At 70.9% G+C, this 20,159-nt stretch carries 18 protein-coding genes; 14 read left to right on the top strand and 4 right to left on the bottom strand.

What is annotated here, in order from left to right:
* Positions 1-42: 42 nt before the first annotated feature.
* Positions 43-1,269, top strand: coding sequence for an ROK family protein (locus tag EDF50_RS15390; RefSeq protein ID WP_123520515.1), 1,227 nt, complete (start codon positions 43-45; stop codon positions 1,267-1,269).
* A gap of 55 nt (positions 1,270-1,324) precedes the next feature.
* Here EDF50_RS15390 and EDF50_RS15385 read toward each other — a convergent pair whose 3' ends face one another.
* Genes EDF50_RS15385 through EDF50_RS15375 form a run of 3 tightly spaced genes read right to left on the bottom strand, consistent with a single transcriptional unit; the run spans position 1,325 to position 4,657 of the window.
* Positions 1,325-2,047 (bottom strand): metal-dependent transcriptional regulator, encoded by a 723-nt coding sequence (locus EDF50_RS15385; RefSeq protein WP_123520395.1) that lies wholly within the window; start codon positions 2,045-2,047, stop codon positions 1,325-1,327.
* Between the two features lie 59 nt (positions 2,048-2,106).
* Positions 2,107-3,639: an FGGY family carbohydrate kinase gene (locus EDF50_RS15380; RefSeq protein WP_123520394.1), complete on the bottom strand. Its 1,533-nt coding sequence runs from the start codon at positions 3,637-3,639 to the stop codon at positions 2,107-2,109.
* A gap of 58 nt (positions 3,640-3,697) precedes the next feature.
* The gene (locus EDF50_RS15375; RefSeq protein ID WP_123520393.1) at positions 3,698-4,657 is read right to left on the bottom strand and encodes a sugar-binding transcriptional regulator; all 960 of its coding nucleotides are present in this window, start codon (positions 4,655-4,657) and stop codon (positions 3,698-3,700) included.
* A 202-nt stretch (positions 4,658-4,859) separates the two neighbouring features.
* Here EDF50_RS15375 and EDF50_RS15370 point away from each other — a divergent pair, with 202 nt between their 5' ends.
* The 8 genes from EDF50_RS15370 (at position 4,860) to EDF50_RS15335 (ending at position 13,163) form a co-directional block, all read left to right on the top strand.
* The gene (locus EDF50_RS15370) at positions 4,860-6,185 is read left to right on the top strand and encodes a sugar ABC transporter substrate-binding protein (RefSeq protein ID WP_123520514.1); all 1,326 of its coding nucleotides are present in this window, start codon (positions 4,860-4,862) and stop codon (positions 6,183-6,185) included.
* A 2-nt stretch (positions 6,186-6,187) separates the two neighbouring features.
* Positions 6,188-7,165: a carbohydrate ABC transporter permease gene (locus EDF50_RS15365; RefSeq protein WP_123520392.1), complete on the top strand. Its 978-nt coding sequence runs from the start codon at positions 6,188-6,190 to the stop codon at positions 7,163-7,165.
* A complete protein-coding gene (locus EDF50_RS15360) occupies positions 7,162-8,088 on the top strand; it encodes a carbohydrate ABC transporter permease (protein WP_123520391.1) in 927 nt (308 codons plus the stop codon). Before EDF50_RS15365 ends, EDF50_RS15360 begins: the two co-directional genes overlap by 4 nt.
* A 76-nt stretch (positions 8,089-8,164) precedes the next feature.
* Entirely contained in the window at positions 8,165-9,688 is a 1,524-nt protein-coding gene (locus tag EDF50_RS15355; protein WP_123520390.1) for a mannitol dehydrogenase family protein, read from the top strand.
* Positions 9,689-9,845: 157 nt separating this feature from the next.
* A complete protein-coding gene (locus EDF50_RS15350) occupies positions 9,846-11,132 on the top strand; it encodes an adenylosuccinate synthase (protein ID WP_123520389.1) in 1,287 nt (428 codons plus the stop codon).
* Positions 11,133-11,196: 64 nt separating this feature from the next.
* Entirely contained in the window at positions 11,197-11,622 is a 426-nt protein-coding gene (locus EDF50_RS15345; RefSeq protein WP_123520388.1) for an organic hydroperoxide resistance protein, read from the top strand.
* A 123-nt stretch (positions 11,623-11,745) separates the two neighbouring features.
* Positions 11,746-12,105 (top strand): chorismate mutase, encoded by a 360-nt coding sequence (locus tag EDF50_RS15340; RefSeq protein WP_123520387.1) that lies wholly within the window; start codon positions 11,746-11,748, stop codon positions 12,103-12,105.
* The gene (locus tag EDF50_RS15335) at positions 12,102-13,163 is read left to right on the top strand and encodes a beta-propeller fold lactonase family protein (protein ID WP_123520386.1); all 1,062 of its coding nucleotides are present in this window, start codon (positions 12,102-12,104) and stop codon (positions 13,161-13,163) included. The genes EDF50_RS15340 and EDF50_RS15335 overlap by 4 nt, the downstream gene beginning before the upstream one ends.
* A 98-nt stretch (positions 13,164-13,261) precedes the next feature.
* On the opposite strand, the gene EDF50_RS15330 is transcribed toward EDF50_RS15335, so the two are convergent.
* On the bottom strand, positions 13,262-13,828 hold the full coding sequence (locus EDF50_RS15330) for a TetR/AcrR family transcriptional regulator (RefSeq protein WP_233570675.1): 567 nt from the start codon (positions 13,826-13,828) through the stop codon (positions 13,262-13,264).
* Positions 13,829-13,970: 142 nt separating this feature from the next.
* Between EDF50_RS15330 and EDF50_RS15325 the strand changes: the two genes are divergently transcribed.
* The 5 genes from EDF50_RS15325 (at position 13,971) to EDF50_RS15305 (ending at position 19,654) form a co-directional block, all read left to right on the top strand.
* Positions 13,971-15,515 carry an MFS transporter gene (locus tag EDF50_RS15325; protein ID WP_123520384.1) on the top strand — a complete coding sequence of 515 codons (1,545 nt, stop codon included), beginning with the start codon at positions 13,971-13,973 and terminating at the stop codon, positions 15,513-15,515.
* A 118-nt stretch (positions 15,516-15,633) separates the two neighbouring features.
* A complete protein-coding gene (locus EDF50_RS15320) occupies positions 15,634-16,719 on the top strand; it encodes a 3-isopropylmalate dehydrogenase (protein ID WP_123520383.1) in 1,086 nt (361 codons plus the stop codon).
* Between the two features lie 8 nt (positions 16,720-16,727).
* Positions 16,728-17,861 (top strand): branched-chain amino acid aminotransferase, encoded by a 1,134-nt coding sequence (locus tag EDF50_RS15315; RefSeq protein WP_123520382.1) that lies wholly within the window; start codon positions 16,728-16,730, stop codon positions 17,859-17,861.
* Positions 17,858-18,628, top strand: coding sequence for a fumarylacetoacetate hydrolase family protein (locus tag EDF50_RS15310; RefSeq protein WP_123520381.1), 771 nt, complete (start codon positions 17,858-17,860; stop codon positions 18,626-18,628). The genes EDF50_RS15315 and EDF50_RS15310 overlap by 4 nt, the downstream gene beginning before the upstream one ends.
* Before the next feature lie 9 nt (positions 18,629-18,637).
* On the top strand, positions 18,638-19,654 hold the full coding sequence (locus EDF50_RS15305; RefSeq protein ID WP_123520380.1) for a YeiH family protein: 1,017 nt from the start codon (positions 18,638-18,640) through the stop codon (positions 19,652-19,654).
* The last annotated feature ends 505 nt before the right edge of the window (positions 19,655-20,159 follow it).

Raw genomic sequence — 20,159 nt, 5'->3', positions numbered from 1 at the left:
AGGGCCGCTAGCCTCGGTCGAGAACCCAGGAGGCACGAGACGATGGCAGACCCCACGCCGGCGCCGACCGCCGCGCCGTCCCCGTCGCCCGATCTCGGGGCCCGGTTCGACCGGGTGCGTCGGGCCAACCTCGCGACGGTACTCGCTCTCGTGCACGTCGACGGGCCCGCGTCGCGGTCGGCCCTGACCCAGGCGACCGGGCTCAACCGGTCGACGATCGCGGCCCTCGTCGGCGAACTCGTCGACCTCGGGCTCGTCGTCGAGAGCGATCCCGTCGGCAGCAACAAGGTCGGGCGCCCGAGCCCGGTCGTGACCCCGAGCGCGCGGTTCGTCGCCCTGACCGTCAACCCCGAGATCGACGCCGTCACGGTCGGCGTGGTCGGCCTCGACGGGGCCGTCCAGCACCGGGTGCGGCGCGAGAACGTCGACGTCCCGACGGCGTCCGACGCCGCACGCGTCGCGGCCGCCGTGATCGCCGACCTCCGGGCCTCGACGCTGGCGTCCGACGTGCGGGTGGTCGGCGTCGGGGTCGCCGTGCCGGGCCTGGTCGACGCGGCCGGGGGAGTCGTGCGGCTCGCCCCGCACCTCGGATGGGTCGACGAACCGTTCGCGGCCGTCCTGGCCGCGGCCACGGGACTGCCCACCGAGGCCGCGAACGACGCTTCGCTCGGTGCGATCGCCGAGGGGCGCTTCGGTGCCGGCCGCGGCGTCGACGACCTCGTGTTCCTCAACGGTGGCGCCAGCGGCGTCGGTGGGGGAGTCCTCGTCGCGGGGCGGCCCATGACCGGGGTCGGAGGCTTCGCGGGCGAGATCGGGCACACCCTCGTCAACTCGGCGGGCCGGGTCTGTCACTGCGGCGCCGTCGGCTGCCTCGAGACCGAGGTCGGCCAGGCCGGGCTGCTCGCGGTCACCGGGCTCGATCGCGGTCAGGCCGACCGGCTCGACGCGGCGCTCGCCGGTGCCGAGCCCGGCTCGCCCGTGGCCGTCGAGGTCCGGCGTCAGATCGACTTCCTGGCCGTCGCCCTGCGGGGCGTCGTCAACTCGTTCGACCCCGAGCTGATCGTGCTCGGGGGGTTCCTGGGGTCGCTGCACGCGGCCGATCCCGACCGCCTGGTCGAGCGGGTCCGGGCGCAGTCCCTGCCCGGCGCCCGCGACGACGTCCGCATCGCTCGTGCCGCCCTCGGCGTCGACCGTCTGACCATCGGTGCCGCCGAGCTCGCCTTCGCGGCCGTGCTGGCCGACCCGGCGTCCGCTGCTCGCGCCTCCTGACCCGGCCCGCGCCTCCTGCCGTCGTCCTCGGGGACCGGCCGACGCGACCCCCGCCTCAGGCGTGGGTGTGCGGCTCGGAGTTCGCCCACACCGACGCCGCGGCGACGCCGGCGAGTTCGACGCTGCCGACCGCCCGGTCGTGCACGTCGGTCAGCACGACCTGCAACGAGCCCGCGTAGTCCCGGCGCTCGCCGACGCGGACGTGCGCGCCGACCCGCAGGTCGAGCGAGCTGAGGTACCGCAGCAGCTCGGGTTCGTCGTCCGAGACACGGACGACGAAACCGCACTCGCCCTCGACGAAGTCGCCCAGCGGGTGGGCGGGAGGCCGCACCACCGTGCCGTCGGCCGCGGGGATCGGGTCGCCGTGCGGGTCGGCCGTCGGGTGGCCGAGCTCGGCGTCGAACCGGTCGAGCAGCCGGTCGCTGACCGCGTGTTCGAGCACCTCGGCCTCGTCGTGCACCTCGTCCCAGCCGTAGCCCAGGCGCTCGACCAGGTACGTCTCGATCAGGCGGTGGCGACGCACCATCGACACCGCGATCGCACGACCCTCGTCGCTCAGCGCGATGCGCCGGTAGGGCTCGTAGTCGAGGTAGCCGTCGCGGTCGAGCTTGCGCAGGTTGCCCGAGACGGTCGACGCGCTGACCCCGAGCGTGGCGGCGATCTCGTTCGTCGAGATGCCCGAGCCGGTGTCGTCCTCGGCCCACTCCTCGGCCTTCCAGATGACCTTGAGGTAGTCCTCGGCCATGGTCGTGCGCGTGCTGGCCGGGTCGCTGGGCATGGTCCGATCCTAGGCGGCGTCGTCCGCGCCCCCTGGTCGTCCGCACCGGGGTGCGCGCGTCAGGCGCGCGGCAACGACCCCAGGCCCTGCGCGGCCCGGTAGCGCTCGCCGACGGCGGGCCGCAGGTCGGCCTCGAAGGAGGCGCTGGTCGCCGGGGCCCAGGTCGGTCGCGCCCCCGAGAGGGCCCAGCCCGCCTGCCGTGCCGCTCCGTCGGCGACGTACTCGCCCGGCTCGGGCACGACCACGGGCAGGTCGAACACCTGGCGGGCGACGGCTTGGACGGCGGGGTTGAGCGCGGCCCCACCGACGAGGAGCACGCGGGTGGCGTCGACACCCTGTCGTCGGACGGCGGCGGCACCGTCGGACAGCGCCGACAGCATGCCCTCGACCGCGGCTCGGGCCAGGTTCTCGCGGGTCGAGCTGGCCAGGGTCAGGCCTGAGAGCGTGGCCGTGGCGTCGGGTAGGTCGGGGGTGCGCTCGCCCTCGAAGTAGGGCACGAGCGTGACGCCCCCGGCACCCGGCTCGGCGGCGAGGGCCAGTCGGGCCAGTTCGTCGTGGTCGACACCGAGCAGGCCGCCGATCGACGACAGCACCCGGGCGGCGTTCAGCGTGGCGATCAGGGGCAGGTAGCCGCCGGCCGCGTCGGCGAAGCCGGCGACCGTGCCGCTGGGGTCGGTCACGGGGCGGTCGGTCACGGCGAAGGCCGTGCCGCTCGTGCCGATGCTGATGACGAGGTCGCCGACCGCGGCGTCGAGGCCGAGGGCCGCCCCGGCATTGTCGCCCGCGCCCGCGCCGATCACGATGCCCCCGGGGACCGTGCCGTTCGCGACCGTCGTCCCGGCCGTCCGGTCGGCCTGGAGCACCCGCGGGAGCACGACGCGCCCGTCCTGGCCCGGCTCGGCACCGGTCGTCTCGCGCCCGGTCGTCTCGCGCCCGGTCGCCTCGCGCCCGGCACGGCCGAACGCGTGCTCGAAGAGGTCGAGGTCGTAGCTCTCGTCGGCGGGGCTCCAGTACGAGGTGCCGCTGGCGTCCGAGCGGTCGGTGACCAGGGCGTCGAGGTCGGGCCCGAGCGGGCTCTCGTCGACGGGGCCGAATCCGAGGAGGCGCCAGGTCAGCCAGTCGTGCGGCAAGGCCACCGCAGCCACCCGCGCGGCGTTCTCGGGTTCGGCGTCGCGCAGCCAGCGCAGCTTGGTCGCCGTGAACGATGCCACGGGGACCGTGCCCGTGCGTCGGGCCCAGGTGTCGGCCCCGAGCTCGTCGACCAGGTCGCGGGCGGCCGGCGCGCTGCGGGTGTCGTTCCAGAGCAGGGCGTCGCGCACGACGCGTCCCTCGGCGTCGAGAGCGACGAGCCCGTGCTGCTGCCCGGCGACCGAGAGCGCGGCGACGTCGTCGAGGCCGCCGGCGTCCGTGATCGCCGCGAGCAGCGCCTCCCACCAGGCTGCCGGGGGTACCTCGGTGCCTCCAGGGTGCTTCGATGCGCCCTGACGGACGAGTCGTCCGCTGGCGAGGTCGCGGACGACGACCTTGCAGCTCTGTGTGGACGAGTCCACTCCGGCCACCAGGGCCGTGGTGGGGGTCGGGTCGGTCGTCATGGACAACTCCTCTTCGAGTCGGGGCGTCGGTGGCTTCGGGGTGGGCGCGCCGGGGCGGTCAGGAGTCGGGTTCGAGCAACTCGATCAGCGCCTCGGCCAGCGTAGTGTCCACGATCAGGTGCGTGACGAACCCTGCGTGGGCCGACGCGACGACGGCCTCCGCCCGGCCGGGCCCGTGCGCGACGGCGATCACCTGCGGGGTGCGGGCCAGCTGGTCGAACCGGACGCCGATCAGTCGGTCGTCGAGGGACGTGCTCACGACTCGTCCCGCGGCGTCGAAGAGTCGCCCCGAGATCTCGCCGACGGCTCCGGCGGCGGCGGCCTCGGCCCGATCGGCGGCCCCGACCTTCTCCCAGACGCTCGATTCGCCTTGCCGCCAGCCACCCACGGCGACCACGGCCAGGTCGAGGTGGTCGGCCCGTTCGAGTGCTTCGGCGATCTCGGGCTGTCGCATCAGGTCGCGAGCCGTCGAGGGCTTGTCGACGACCAGCGGGGCGTGGATCGGCAACGTGGTGATCTCGGGCGAGGAGCCCAGGGTGCCGATCACCTGGGGCAGCGTGCCGGACCCGACGACCTGCAGGGCGCCGGCCAGCTGGACGATCGTGCACGGGGGCAGGTCGGGCATCGATCGTGCGGCGAGGTCCATCGTGCGCGACCACGAGATGCCCACGGTGGTCCGCGGGCGCAAGGTGTGGGTCAGCGCCGCCATGACGGCGTTCCCGATGCGTTCTCCTGCCTGTTGCCCGGTCGTCCCTGTCACGTCGACGACCTGGACGCGTTCGATGTCGAGCAGGCGGGCGAGGTCGTCGTCGCGGGACGGGCGTCGCGGGTCGTTGATCTGGATCGACACGACACCGTGGTCGCGCGCGCTGCGCAGCAGCTTGGCCACCTGGAACCGGCTGAGGCCGAACCCGGCCGCGAGGTCGACCTTGGAGCGGTCGTCCACGTAGTAGGCGCGGGCCAGGTCGGCCATGAGGATTCGCTGGTCGCGGTCGGGACCGGGGACGTGACGCTCCATGGGGCTGCTTTCTCGAGGTGGTGCTCATTCTGTCTCATCTGAGACCACTTGCACATCTGATGAGCTCGTGTCAGACTTCCGCACATCTGAGGAGGCGCGCTCATTTGAGCACTGATCATCGCCTCGCCCGACGCACCGCCCGATCACGACCAATGGAGGTCCCGTGAGATCAGTCAACCGAGCCAGCAAGCTCACGATCGCGATGTCGGTGGGCGTCGCAGCAGCCCTCGGGCTCAGCGCCTGCGGAGGAGCCGGCGGCTCGTCGGCGTCCGGCGGTGACCAAGAGGTCAACGTGCTGATGGTCAACAACCCGCAGATGATCGATCTGCAGAAGCTGACCGCCGACTCGTTCACGAAGGACACCGGCATCAAGGTCAACTACACGGTCCTGCCCGAGAACGACGTCCGCGCCAAGATCAGCCAGGAGTTCTCGAGCCAGGCGGGCCAGTACGACGTCGCCTCGCTGAGCAATTACGAGGTGCCGAGCTACTCGGCCAACGGGTGGCTCACGCCCCTCGACGACACCGTCGCGGCGTCGAGCGAATTCGACCAGAGCGACATCCTCGAACCCATGACGAAGGCGCTGACCGGTGACGACGGCAAGCTCTACGCCGAGCCCTTCTACGGCGAGTCGTCGTTCCTCATGTACCGGAAGGACGTCTTCGAGAAGGCGGGCGTGACGATGCCCGAGAACCCCACCTGGCAAGAGGTCGCCGACCTGGCCGCACAGGTGGACGGCGTCGAGGACGGCATGAAGGGCATCTGCCTGCGCGGCCAGCCCGGGTGGGGACAGATCTTCGCGCCGTTGACCACGGTGGTGAACACGTTCGGCGGTACCTGGTTCGACGAGAACTGGGACGCCCAGGTCGACAGCCCCGAGTTCACCGAGGCGGTCGACTTCTACGTCAAGCTGGTCCAGGAGCACGGCGAGTCCGGCGCTCCGCAGGCCGGCTTCACCGAGTGCCTGAACAACCTGCAGCAGGGCAAGGTCGCCATGTGGTACGACGCCACGAGCGCCGCCGGAAGCCTCGAGGCCGACGACTCGCCCGTCAAGGGCAAGATCGGCTACGCCGCCGCGCCGGTCGTCGAGACCGACAGCTCGGGCTGGCTCTACACCTGGGCCTGGGGCATCCAGAAGGCCGGCAAGAACCAGGACGCCGCCGCGAAGTTCGTCGAATGGGCGTCGAGCAAGGAGTACGAGGAGCTCGTCGCCGACAAGATCGGCTGGTCGAGCGTCCCGGCAGGCAAGCGGGCCAGCACGTACGACAACCCGGACTACCAGGCCGCGGCCGCGCCGTTCTACCAGCAGACCGAGGACGCGATCGTGAACGCCAAGGTCGATGACCCCGGACTGCAGCCGCGCCCGGCACCCGGCATCCAGTTCGTCGCCGTGCCCGAGTTCGCCGACATGGCCACGCAGGTCTCGCAGGACGTGAGTGCCGCGATCGCCGGCCAGCAGACCGTCGAGGAGGCGCTGTCCACCGGGCAGGGACTGGCCGAGAAGGTCAGCCAGAAGTACCAGAAGTAGCCATGACCGCCACCGTCGAAGCACCGGCTCCTCACGAGCCCCGGCCCTCGGCCCCGGGCTTCCGCACCCCTCGAAAGGATGCGGCAGCCCTGGCCAGGGCCGGGGCGTGGGCCCGTCGGGCCCCGCTGCTGCCCGCCTTGATCTTCGTGATCGCCGTCACGCAGGTGCCGTTCGTCATCACGATCGTCGTGTCGTTCGTCAGTTGGAACTCGCTCTACCCGAACGACGTCGCCTTCGGCGGGGTGCAGAACTACGTGAACGTCTTCACCGACGCCAACATGAGGGCATCGGTCCTGACGACGATCGTCCTGACCGTGACCGTCGTGCTGGTGAGCCTCGTGCTCGGCATGATCGTCGCGCTGCTGCTCGACCGCAGCTTCTTCGGCCGCGGCGTGGTGCGGACGATCATGATCGCGCCGTTCCTCGTCGTGCCCGTCGCGGCGGCCCTCGTCTGGAAGCACGCCCTGTTCAACCCCGAGTACGGCCTGTTCAACGGTGCTCTGACCTGGTTCTTCGGTCTGTTCGGGGCCACGGCCCCGCAACCGGACTGGATCACGAACAACCCGCTGATCGCGGTGGAGGCGGCGCTGATCTGGCAGTGGACGCCGTTCATGATGTTGATCCTGCTGGCCGGGCTGCAGAGCCGCCCTCTCGACGTCATCGAGGCCGCCCGGGTCGACGGGGCGTCCGGCTGGCAGGTCTTCCGGTTCATGACGTTGCCGCACATGCGTCGCTACCTCGAGCTCGCCGCCCTGCTCGGTTCGATCTACATCGTGCAGAACTTCGACGCCGTGTTCACCATCACCTCGGGCGGACTCGGCACAGCGAACCTGCCCTACACGATCTACCAGCAGTTCTTCCAGGCGCACGACTACGGCGCGGCCTCGGCCGCCGGCGTCGTCGTCGTGATCGGGACGATCGTCATCGCCACCTTCGCCCTGCGCAGCGTCTCCACACTTCTCAAGGAGGAGAACCGATGACCGCACCGACCCTCGACCGGCCCACGACCGCGGCGCCCCGACGGTCCCGGCCGACCCGCGCCTCCTCGGCTCCCGGGGTGGCCGCCGGGCGCAGCCGCCGTGGGCGGGCCGGGGGAGCCCTGCTCGGGCTCGTCGCCTGGCTGGTCGGCCTGGCGTTCTTCGCCCCCGTCGCCTGGATGGTGTTGACCAGCCTGCACAGCGAGACCGACGCCGCCACCAACCCGCCATCGGTCTTCGCGCCGCTGACCCTCGACGGCTACGCGAACTTCTTCGGCGCGAACTCGGGGGCCAGTCCCTGGCCGCCGTTGATCAACAGTGCGTCGGCGTCGATCCTGTCGACGCTGCTGGTGCTCGTGCTGGCCCTGCCGGCCGCGTACGCGCTGAGCATCAGGCCCGTGCAGAAGTGGTCGGACGTGATGTTCTTCTTCCTCTCGACGAAGATGTTGCCGATGGTGGCCGGGCTGCTGCCGATCTACCTGATCGCGTCCCGCCTCGGCGCCCTCGACAGCGTCGGGCTGCTGATCGTGCTGTACACGTCGATGAACCTGCCGATCGCGATCTGGATGCTGCGGTCGTTCCTGTCCGAGATCCCCGTCGAGATCCTCGAGGCGGCGGCGATCGACGGGGCGAGCCTGCCCTCGATCTTCCGGCGGATCATCGTGCCGATCTCGGGCCCCGGTCTCGCAGCGACCGCACTGATCTGCTTCATCTTCAGTTGGAACGAGCTGCTGTTCGCCAGCGTGCTGACCAGCACGCAGGCGTTCACGGCGCCGGTGTTCCTCACGAGCTTCGTGACGAGCCAGGGGCTGTTCCTCGCCCAGGTGTGCGCCGCGGCCGTCGCCGTGTCGTTCCCGGTGCTCGTCGCCGGCTTCGCCGCGCAGGACAAGCTCGTGCAAGGTCTCTCGCTCGGTGCCGTCAAATGACCCACGCCGCCTCGCCGCCGCCGCGCTCGCCGCGCCCGCTCCGCCCGCACCGCCCGCACCACGTCAGGAGAACCTCATGACCGACACCCCTGCCCCCGCCACCCCTGTCGCGCTCTCGCCCGACACTCTCGACGCCGTCGCGGCCACCGGCGTCGCCGTGCCGGGCTACGACCGCACCGGGCTGACCACCGGCATCGTCCACTTCGGCGTCGGCGGGTTCCACCGCGCCCACCAGGCGATGGTGATCGACCGTCTGCTCGCCGCGGGTGAGGCCCGGGACTTCGCGATCTGCGGCGTCGGCGTGCTCGAGCAGGACCGCCGCATGAAAGAGGTGATGGACGCCCAGGGCGGCCTCTACACGCTCGTGCTGAAGCACCCCGACGGCCGTCGTGAGGCCCGGGTGATCGGCAGCATCGTCGAGTACCTGCTCGCCGTCGACGACCCCGAGGGCGTCGTCGCGAAGATGGCCTCACCCGAGACCCGCATCGTGTCGTTGACCGTCACCGAGGGCGGCTACAACTTCCACCACGTCACCGGCGAGTTCGACGAGACGAACCCGGCGGTGCGCGCCGACCTCGAGGCGGTCGCGTCGGGTGGGTCGCCGCACACCACCTTCGGGCTCGTGACGGCTGCCCTGCGGCGGCGCCGTGAACAGGGACTCGAGCCGTTCACGGTGATGTCGTGCGACAACATCCCCGGCAACGGGCACGTCGCCAAGAAGATGTTCTCGGCCTACGCGGAACTCGTCGACCCGGAGTTCGCCGAGTGGATGCGGGCGACCGTGTCGTTCCCGAACTGCATGGTCGACCGCATCACCCCGGTCACGAGCGACGACGACCGTGCCGAGGTGCGCGACGGCCTCGGAATCGACGACGCCTGGCCCGTCGTCGCCGAGCCGTTCTTCCAGTGGGTGCTCGAGGACGACTTCCCTCTCGGCCGGCCGTCGTTCGAGGACGCGGACGTCCAGCTGGTCGACGACGTCGAGCCCTACGAGTTCATGAAACTGCGCCTGCTCAACGCCAGCCATCAGGGCCTGTGCTACTTCGGCTACCTCTCGGGACACCGGTACGCGCACGAGGCCACGTCCGATCCGGCGATCGCGGGTTTCCTGCGCGACTACATGGACCTCGAGGCCACGCCCACGCTGCCCGAGGTACCCGGCATCGACCTCGACGACTACAAGGCGACCCTGATCGAGCGGTTCCAGAACCCCGAGGTGCGCGACACCCTGGCGCGCCTGTGCGCCGAGTCGAGCGACCGCATCCCCAAGTGGCTGCTGCCCGTCGTCCGCGAGAACCTCGAGGCCGGTGGCGACGTGCGGCGGTCCGCGGCGATCGTGGCCAGTTGGGCGAGGTACGCCGAGGCGGTCGACGAGCAGGGTGACCCGATCACCATCGTCGACCGCTTGGCGGATCGCCTGACCGCGGCGGCGTCGAGACAGCGAGAGGACCGGCTGGCGTTCCTGCGTGACCGCGAGGTGTTCGGCGACCTCGTCGACGACGAGCGCTTCACCTCGGCGTACCTCGACGCCCTCGACGGGCTGATCGCCGAGGGTGCGCACGCGACCGTCGAACGCCTCGCGGCACTGCCCCGGGGCTGAGGCGCGAGCTCGGGAGGCGCGGTGCCGGTCCTCGAGGCCGGCACCGCGCCTCCTCGGCGTGCGTCCCGCGTCCGGCCCTCCGGGCGGCCCGGAGCGGCCAGCCGGTAGACTCAAGTGCACCTCACCCGGTGCGTTCCCCCGACGTGAGGAGAAACCCATGCCAGCAGTGGTGATCATCGGAGCCCAATGGGGCGACGAGGGCAAGGGCAAGGCCACCGACCTGTTGTCGAGCCGCATCGACTACGTCGTCAAGTTCAACGGCGGCAACAACGCCGGCCACACCGTCGTCATCGGCGACCAGAAGTACGCGCTGCACCTGCTGCCCTCCGGCATCCTCTCGCCGGGGGTCACCCCCGTCATCGGCAACGGCGTCGTGGTCGACATCGAGGTGCTCTTCGACGAGCTCGACGCGCTGATCGCGCGGGGCATCGACGTCTCCCGGCTGCGGGTCAGCGCGAACGCGCACGTCATCACGCACTATCACCGGACTCTCGACAAGGTGACCGAGCGCTTCCTCGGCAAGCGTCAGATCGGCACGACCGGTCGAGGCATCGGGCCGACCTACGCCGACAAGATCAACCGTGTCGGCATCCGCGTGCAAGACATCTTCGACGAGGGCATCCTCCGGCAGAAGGTCGAGGCGGCCCTCGACCAGAAGAACCACCTGCTGGTCAAGATCTACAACCGTCGCGCGATCGAGGTCGACGAGGTCGTCGAGTCGCTGCTCTCGTACGCCGAACGGCTCAAGCCGATGGTGGCCGACACGGCGCTCGAGATCCATCAGGCGCTCGAGGCCGGCAAGACCGTGCTGTTCGAGGCCGGCCAGGCCACGATGCTCGACGTCGACCACGGCACCTACCCCTTCGTCACGTCGTCGTCCGCGACGGCGGGCGGCGCCTCGACCGGTTCGGGCATCGGCCCGGGTCGCATCGAGCGCGTGATCGGCATCGTCAAGGCGTACACGACCCGCGTCGGTGCCGGCCCGTTCCCGACCGAGCTGTTCGACGCCTCGGGCGAGTTCCTGCGCGCCAACGGCTTCGAGTTCGGCACGACCACCGGCCGTCCCCGCCGCTGCGGTTGGTACGACGCGCCGATCGCCCGGTACACGGCCCGCATCAACGGCGTCACCGACTTCGTGCTCACCAAGCTCGACGTGTTGACCGGTCTCGAGACGATCCCCGTGTGCGTGGCGTACGACGTCGACGGCGTCCGCCACGACGAGGTCCCCGTCTCGCAGAGCGACTTCCACCACGCGACGCCCGTCTACGAGGAGTTCCCCGGGTGGACCGAGGACATCACCGGTGCACGCTCGTTCGACGACCTGCCGAAGGCCGCCCAGGACTACGTGCTCGCCGTCGAGGCCATGAGCGGCGCGCGCATCTCGGCGATCGGCGTCGGGCCGGGTCGTGACGCCATCGTGCAGCGGCACGACCTGCTCGGCTGAGCCGCGCTAGCACACTCACCCGCCACCGAGCCAACTCCCAGAATCTAGGTATGGTCTTCTCCTCATGACACTCGACATCGCCTACACCGCCATCGCCCACGCCACCGGCGGGGGTCGCGACGGCCACGTCCGCAGCGAAGACGACAGGCTCGACTTCGACACGCGTCCGCCCAAAGAGCTCGGCGGTTCCGGCGAGGGCACCAACCCCGAACAGCTGTTCGCCGCGGGCTTCGCCGCGTGCTTCCTCAGTGCGATGCACGGTGCCGGCAAGAAGCTCGGCGTCGACACGACCGGTGCCGAGGTCTCGGCCAGCGTCGGCATCGGCGGCAACGGCGAGGGCGGGTTCGGCCTCGCGGTCGAGCTCGACATCTACACGCCCAACGTCGAACCCGGGCGTCGTCAAGAACTCGCCGATGCGGCGCACCACGTGTGCCCGTACTCGAACGCCACGCGGGGCAACGTCGAGGTCACGCTGACGCTGGTCGACTGACCCTCGCCGTCGGCCGGCACGCGTGCCGACACGGCCGTGAAGGAGGCGCGTCCTGCGAGAGCGGGACGCGCCTCCTTCGTCCGTGGTCGGCCCCGTCGACGGGGTCGCCGATAGGGTCGAGGCATGGCACTCGACAGTCCTCTCGGGGCGGACAGCCCCCTCAGCGCAGCCGACCAGGGCGCGATCGACGAACTCGCCGGCATCCGGCAGAGCATCGACAACATCGACGCCGCGCTCGTGCACATGCTCGCGGAGCGGTTCAAGTACACCCAATCCGTCGGCCTGCTGAAGGCGGCGGCGGGAATGCCGGCGAGCGACCCCGAACGGGAGCGCGTGCAGATCCAGCGCCTGCGCCGCCTGGCCGAGGACGCGCGGCTCGACCCGGCCTTCGCCGAGTCGTTCCTGAACTTCATCGTCGCCGAGGTGATCCACCACCACGAGCGCATCGCCGCGGGCGACGACCCCAGCGCGAGCAGGCCGTGAGCGACGCCGGGGCCTCCGCGCCCCAGAGGCTGTACGTCGGGTCGTACACCGCCGTCAGTGGCGGTCACGGCACCGGCATCACCGTCCTCGAGCGGTCGCGGGTCGACGGGCGGTGGCAGGCGGGGCAGGTCGTCGAGGCCGACGATCCGTCGTTCCTCGTCGTCACCGAGGGGGCCCTGCACGCCGTCGCCGAGACGAACGAGGGCCGTGTCCTCTCGTACACGATCGCCGCCGGCCGCCTGGTCAAGGCCGGTGTCGCGGCGTCGGGCGGCGCGTCGCCGTGCCACATCTCGCACGACCCGGCCTCGAACGCCCTGCTCGTCGCGAACTACGTCGGCGGGACCTTCGGCGTGCTGAGCTCCGAGGCCACCGATCCCGCACGGGTCACCGCGTCCGTGGCGCTCCCGGCGGGCTCCGGGCCGGTCACCGACCGCCAGGGCGGAGCGCACGCCCACCAGATCGTCGCCACCCCGTGGGGAACGCACCTGGTCAGCGACCTCGGCACCGACCGGTTGATCGAGATCGCCGTCGACACGGCCACGCTCGAGCCGTCGATCGTGGCCGTCCACCCCATGCCCGCGGGGTCGGGCCCGCGCCACCTGGCCTGGCTCGGCGACGACCTGCTCGTCGTGGGCGAGCTCGACGCTCGGCTGTACGTCGTGCGGCGTCAGGGCGACGAACTCGTGATCCCCTACTCGGTGGCGGTCGTCGAGGGCGAGGCGAACGAGCAGGGCGACCTTCCGTCGCACCTGGCCGTGCACGGGTCACGGGTCTACGTCGCCACGCGCGGCCGCGACACGATCAGCATGCTCGAGGTGTCGGTCGACGCCGAGGGCACGTCGGACGGTGGCGAGCCCTCGCGGCTGCGCCTGGTCGGCCAGGTGCCCTGCGGCGGTGGGTGGCCCCGTCACTTCGCCATAGCCGACGGTCTGCTCTACTGCGCCAACCAGGGCTCCGACACCGTCTCGGTGCTTCCCCTCGACGAGGTGACCGGTCTGCCCGGTGCTCCCGTCGACCTGTTCAGGCTCGGCAGCCCGGCCTGCATCGTCGCCGTCTGATCCTCGGGACCCCCAGGCGTCGCCGAGGCCCTCGCTCGCGCTCGGGGGTCGCGGCGGTCTTCCGGGGTCCGTCCGTCCGGGAACGCAGGAGGCGCGGGTCAGCCGCGAGGCACGAGTCGTTGCAGCACGGCGATCACGTCGTCGATCGACGAGTCGTGACGAGGGTCGCCACCCGAGTCCACCGGCGAGAACGGCCGGGGCGTGAAGTAGAGCCCGTCGGACACCAGTGACACGACCCGGGCGACCGCGGGGTCGCCGACGGCGTCGAGCACGACCTGGTGCCATCGGGACTGCATGGCGGTGAGGGCCTCGAGCGCCCGGGGGTGGCGTCCGCTGGACGCCAGGTTCGAGACGGCGGTGATGCAGCGGTCGAGCGGGTCGTCGGCCGGGATGGCCGCAGGCGACGACGTCCGGACGAAGTAGTCGACGACGCCCTCCGGCGCGCTGGTCATGGCGGCGACGTCGTCGTCGAGCAGCGCGGTGAGTCGGTCGACGAGGCCGTCGACCAGTGCCTCGCGGGTGGGGAAGTGATACAGCAGCCCGCCCTTCGAGACGCCCGCGGCCGCGGCCACGGCGTCGAAGGTCGCAGCGCGCTCCCCGTCGTCGACGACGAGCGTCTCGAACGTGTCGAGCATCGATTCCCGGGCTGACGGTCGAGGGCTCATTCTGTTACTGTACCGTCTGGACGGTGTAACTGTACCGTCCGGACGGTCGGTGCCCGCGCCTCCCGCCCCTGTCGGAGCCCCCGTCGTTGGACGGCGCGAGCACCGCCGACCGATCGCCGCCCCCAGATACCGAGAGAGCGCCATGACCCGCCCCGCACCCGTGCCGACCTCGACCTCGACCGGCGTCCCGCCCCGCGCGGGGCGACGACAGTGGGCCGCGTTGGTCGTGCTGATGCTGCCGGTGCTGCTCGTCTCCGTCGACAACACGGTGCTGAGCTTCGCACTGCCCGAGATCTCGACCGCGCTGCAGCCGAGTGCCGCCGGGCAGCTCTGGATCGTCGACGTCTACTCGCTCGTCCTGGCCGGGTTGCTCGTGGCCATGGGGTCGATGGGCGACCGGTTCGGCCGGCGCAAGCTGTTGCTGATCGGAGCGAGCGGGTTCGCCGTGGTCTCGGTGCTCGCCGCGTTCTCCACCAGCGCCGAGCACCTCATCGCGGCGCGGGCCGTGCTGGGCTTCTTCGGCGCGATGATCATGCCGGCGACCCTTTCTCTGCTCCGCAGCACCTTCCTCGACCGCGAGCAGCGCCGCCTCGCGATCGCCGTCTGGGCCTCGGGCTTCGCCGCCGGCTCGGCCCTCGGCCCCATCGTCGGCGGCGTGCTGCTCGAGCACTTCGCCTGGGGCTCGGTGTTCCTCATCGCCGTGCCCGTGCTCGTGCCGCTGCTGATCGCCGGGCCGTTGCTGCTCACCGAGAGCCGCGACCCCGCCCCGGGGCCCGCCGACCCGGTCTCGGTGCTGTTGTCGCTCGCGGCGATGGCCCCGGTCGTGGCGGCGATCAAGCTGCTCGCGACCGACGGCCTCGTCTGGCCCGTCGTCGCGCTGACCGTGGTCGGCGTGGGCTCGGGTTGGGCGTTCGTCCGGCGCCAGCTCGGTCGCCCGCGACCGCTGCTCGACGTCCGGCTCTTCACGAACCCGGTGTTCGCCGGCTCGGTGATGGTCAACCTGCTCGCCGTCGTGGCGCTCGTGGCCTTCCTGTTCTTCACCACCCAGCACCTCCAGCTCGTCGTCGGGCTGCGCCCGTTGCAGGCCGCGCTGACGCTGGTGCCCGGCCTCGTCGTGATGATCCTCGCCGGTCTCGGGGTCGTGCGGGTCGTCCGCTGGCTGCGACCGCGGACCATCGTCGCGATCGGCCTCGCCTCGGCCGCCCTCGCCTACGGTGCCGTCTTCGCCACGGGCGCGGGCGCCCCCGTCGTCGTGTTCGTCGTGGCGTTCGCCTTCGTCGGCCTGGGCGTCGGTGCCGCCGAGACCATCTCGAACGACCTGATCATCGCGGCCGTCCCCGCCGACCGGGCCGGGGCCGCGTCGGCGGTGTCCGAGACCGCCTACGAGGTCGGAGCCGTGCTCGGCACCGCGGTGCTCGGCAGCATGCTGACCGCGATCTACCGGGGAGCGCTCGTGGTCCCGGCCGGCGTGCCCGCCGAGGCCGGCGACGCCGCCCGAGAGACCCTGGGAGGCGCGGTGGCGGTCTCCGACGGGCTGCCCGACTCGCTCGCCGGGCCGCTGCTGACCGCCGCCACCGACGCCTTCGACCAGGGTCTCGTCGTGACGGCCGGGGTCGGAGCACTGGTCATGGTCGCCGCGGTGGTGGTCGCCCTCACGACCCTTCGCCGCGCCTCCTCGGCCGACTGAGACCACGCGTCGCACGGGGCCACCCCGGCACGGGTGGACCGGCCCGGCCGCCCGGCCCGCGCGACGGTCGTGCCCACGGGTAAAGTGTGGCGAGCACCCTCGAGACGCCAGGAGAACCATGCCCCGCACCGTCAGACTCGCCGCCATCCCCGGAGACGGCATCGGCCCCGAGGTCGTCGCCGAGGCGCTCAAGGTGCTCGAGGTCGCGGCGGGCGACGACGCGCGGTTCGACGTCACGACCTTCTCTCTGGGGGCGGCGCGCTACCTCGAGACGGGTGACATCCTGACCGACGACGACCTGTCGGCCGTCGCCTCACACGACGCGATCCTGCTGGGTGCCGTGGGCGGCGACCCCCGCGACCCTCGGCTCGCGGGCGGCATCATCGAGCGCGGCCTGCTGCTCAAGCTGCGCTTCGCGCTCGACCACTACGTCAACCTGAGGCCCACCAAGGTCCACCCCGGTGTCCCGTCGCCGCTCTCGTCGCCCGGCGAGGTCGACTTCGTCGTCGTCCGCGAGGGCACCGAGGGTCCCTACGTCGGCAACGGAGGCGCACTGCGGCAGGGCACGCCGCACGAGATCGCGAACGAGGTCAGCGTCAACACGGCCTACGGCGTCGAGCGCGTGGTGCGTTTCGCGTTCGAGAAGGCCCGCGGCCGTCGCGGCCGCCTGACCCTCGTGCACAAGACCAACGTGCTCGTCTTCTCGGGCAGCCTCTGGCAGCGCACCGTCGACGCCGTCGCCACCGAGTACCCCGACGTCGCGGTCGACTACCAGCACGTCGACGCGGCCACCATCCACCTCGTCGTCGACCCGTCCCGGTTCGACGTCATCGTCACCGACAACCTCTTCGGGGACATCCTCACCGACCTCGCGGGGGCTATCAGCGGCGGCATCGGCCTCGCGGCCTCGGGCAACCTCAACCCCGACGGGGTCTTCCCGAGCATGTTCGAACCCGTCCACGGCTCCGCTCCCGACATCGCCGGCCTGCAGAAGGCCGACCCGACGGCGGCGATCCTGTCCGTGGCCCTCCTGCTCGACCACCTCGGCCTTCCCGAGGCGGCCTCCCGGGTCACGCGGGCCGTCGACGGCGACATCGCCGACCGCGCCTCGCACGACGCGTCCGTCCCCGCCCGCCGCACCGCCGAGATCGGCACGGCGATCGCCGATCGCGTGCGCACCCTGTCCCCGTCTGCCTCCGCCTGAAGGGCATCATGACCACCACCGACAACGTCTCCGCCCCGACCGACGACGCCGCCGACTTCCCGCTGCGGTTCGAGCTGACGCCGTCCGAGACGGCCCGTGACGACGCCGAACGCGAGACGATCCTCAGCGACCCGGGCTTCGGCAAGCACTTCACCGACCACATGGTCACCATCGAGTGGACCCTCGCCGACGGCTGGCACGCGGCATCCGTCCACCCGTACGGCCCGCTCCAGCTCGACCCGTCGGCGTCGGTGCTGCACTACGCGCAAGAGATCTTCGAAGGCATGAAGGCCTACCGGCACGCCGACGGCTCGGTCTGGTCGTTCCGCCCGGACGCCAACGGTCGTCGCCTGCAGCGCTCGGCCCGACGGCTGGCCCTGCCCGAGCTCAGCACGGACGACTTCGTCGAGTCCGTCCGCCAGCTCGTGCGAGCCGATCTCGGCTGGGTGCCGTCGGCCCCCGAGACGAGCCTCTACCTCCGACCGTTCATGATCGCCACCGAGGCGTTCCTGGGGGTCCGGGCCGCCCACGAGGTGTCGTACCACGTCATCGCGAGCCCGGCCGGCGCCTACTTCAGCGGCGGCGTCTCTCCGGTGTCGATCTGGCTGACCACGAACTACGCGCGCGCCGGTAAGGGCGGTACGGGTGCGGCCAAGACCGGCGGCAACTACGCGTCGTCGCTGCTGCCGCAGCAAGAGGCGTACGAGAACGGCTGCCAGCAGGTGCTGTTCCTCGACTCGTCCGAGAGCAACTACATCGAAGAGCTCGGCGGCATGAACGTCGTGCTCGTCAAGAAGGACGGCACCCTGGTGACGCCCGACAGCGACTCGATCCTCGAGGGCATCACGCGCGACTCGATCCTCGAGTTGGCCGAGGCCCGGGGGCACCGCGTCGAGCGCCGTCGCGTGACGATCGACGAGTGGCGTGACGGCGTCGAGTCCGGCGACATCGTCGAGGTCTTCGCCTGCGGCACGGCAGCCGTCGTCGTCCCCATCGCCGAGCTCAAGGGCGAGGGCATCCACATCGGGTCGCCCGCCGCGTCAGGCGGCGAGCTGACCATGTCGCTGCGCGACGAGCTGACCGACATCCAGTACGGGCGTCGTCCCGACGTCCACGGCTGGATGACTAGGCTCGACGCGTGAAGATCGCCCGTTTCGCCACGCCCGGAGAAGACCCCCGTTACGGCATCGTCGACGAGCGCGAGCTCATCGTCCTCGCCGGCGACCCGATGTACAGCGGGTACGAGACGACGGGCGAGCGCGTGTCCCTGCGCCAGGCCAAGTTGCTCGCGCCGGTCATCCCGCGCTCCAAGGTCGTGGGGGTCGGCCTGAACTACCAGGACCACGCCGACGAGCTCGGCCAGTCCGCGCCCGAGGCGCCCATCCTGTTCCTCAAGCCCAACACGACGGTCATCGGCTTCGGCGACTCGATCCAGCTTCCGCCCGACGTCGGCCGGGTCGACTTCGAGGGCGAGCTCGCCATCGTCATCGGCTCGATCGCCAAGCGCGTCAAGGCCGAGGACTACCAGGACGTGGTGTTCGGCTACACCGTGGCGAACGACGTCACGGCCCGCGACGTGCAGAACGCCGACGGCCAGTGGACCCGTGCCAAGGGCTACGACACCTTCCTGCCGCTCGGGCCCTACATCGAGAACGAGTTCGACTGGGCGGACGCCACCATCGAGACGCGGGTCGACGGCGAGGTCATGCAGCGCGAGTCGACGATGCAGATGATCCACAAGATCCCGGAGCTCATCGAGTACGTCACCGACGTCTTCACCCTGCTGCCCGGTGACGTCATCCTGACGGGCACCCCCGCCGGCATCGGTCCGTTCACGTCGGGCCAGACCGTCGAGGTCGCGATCTCGGGCCTGGGCTCGCTGATCAACCCCGCCAAGAACCGGGTCTAGGCCCGTCCGGTGAGCCCCGCCGCCGTCGTCGCGCCCTCGCGTGCGCGTCCGGTGCCGGGGCTCGTCGTCGCCGGGGCCGCCTACGGGGTGGCGTGGAGCCTGCATCTCGTGGTGCCGGCGGTCCCCGTCCTGACCTGGTGCGTCCTGCTCGGCATCGTCGTCGCTCAGGTCCGGCCCCTCCGTCCGGTGCTCGACGGAAGCTGGAAGCCCGGACTGACCCTCGCCTCCAAGCGCCTGTTGCGCATCGGCGTCGTCTTCCTGGGGCTCCAGCTCAGCCTGGTCGACGTCGCGGGGCTCGGGTGGGTGACGGTCGTCGTGGTGATCGCGATCCTCGCACTGACCTTCGGGGCCACGTACCTGCTCGGCCGGTGGGCCCGGCTCCCCGGTGACCAGCCCCTCCTGCTCGCGGCCGGATTCTCGATCTGCGGCGCCTCGGCCATCGGGGCCATGAGCGCCGTGACGCGTGACCGCGGCAAGGACGCCGCGACTCCCGTCGCCCTCGTCACGTTGTTCGGCACCCTCGCGATCGCCATCCTCCCTCTGGTCGGCGGGTGGGTCGGCCTGACCGACCTCGAGTTCGGAGCCTGGGTGGGGGCGAGCGTGCATGACGTCGGCCAGGTGGTGGCCACCGCCCAGACCGCCGGAGCCGCCGCGCTCGCGATCGCGGTCGTCGTCAAGCTCACCCGAGTGCTGATGCTCGCGCCGATCGTGGCGCTGACATCGTCCGTCGTCCGTCGTCAGGGGGGCGGCACGAGTGACCGGCCCCCGATCGTCCCGCTCTTCGTCGTGGGTTTCGCGGTCGCGGTGCTCGTCCGGACGGTGGTCCCGGTTCCGGAGGCGCTGCTCGCGATCGCCGGCACCGCCCAGTCGGTCCTGCTCGGGCTCGCGCTCGTCGGCCTGGGGTCCGGCATCCGACTCGAGCGCCTCATCCGCACCGGTGGCCGGGCACTCATCGTCGGTCTGACGTCGTGGATCGTGATCGCCGCGGTCTCACTCGGGGCCGTCCTCGTGTTGCCCTTGGGATGACATCCCCGTGATTCCGGGCTTTTCGCGGGCGACACGCCCGGGATGCACGGAGGTTTGGCCACACCGGCCAGGACGTGTGTAAAGTAATCACTCGTCACCCCAAAGGTGCGGCGGAGCGAAGCTCCTCCGGCCTCAAGCGGGACCAACTTCCAAGTCCTCGAGTTGCTTCACAGCCTCGGACCAAGCGAGTTGCGAACACTGAACAAGATGATGTAGAGTTACGGCTCGTTCCGCAAGGGACTTCGGCACGGTCTCGACATCGTCGGTCAGTGCATAAAGGTTACACATCTGCCCAGGGCAAAAGTCTTCCAAGGCTGGGACCCTGGTGCGTTTGGTCCTTGAGAACTCAACAGCGTGCACATTGTCAAATGCCAAATTATACCCTGGCATTGCTTGTGGCTTCATCTTTTGGTGGGGTTGTGAGTGGTGTTTAGGTTTCTTTGAGATTGATGGACAACAACAATCGTCAGATTGTTTTGTTCTTTAGTCAGCATCAAATTCAGCA

The organism is Frigoribacterium sp. PhB24 (assembly GCF_003755185.1).
Classification (GTDB): domain Bacteria; phylum Actinomycetota; class Actinomycetes; order Actinomycetales; family Microbacteriaceae; genus Frigoribacterium.
This window is presented reverse-complemented; position numbering and strand designations above follow the sequence as displayed.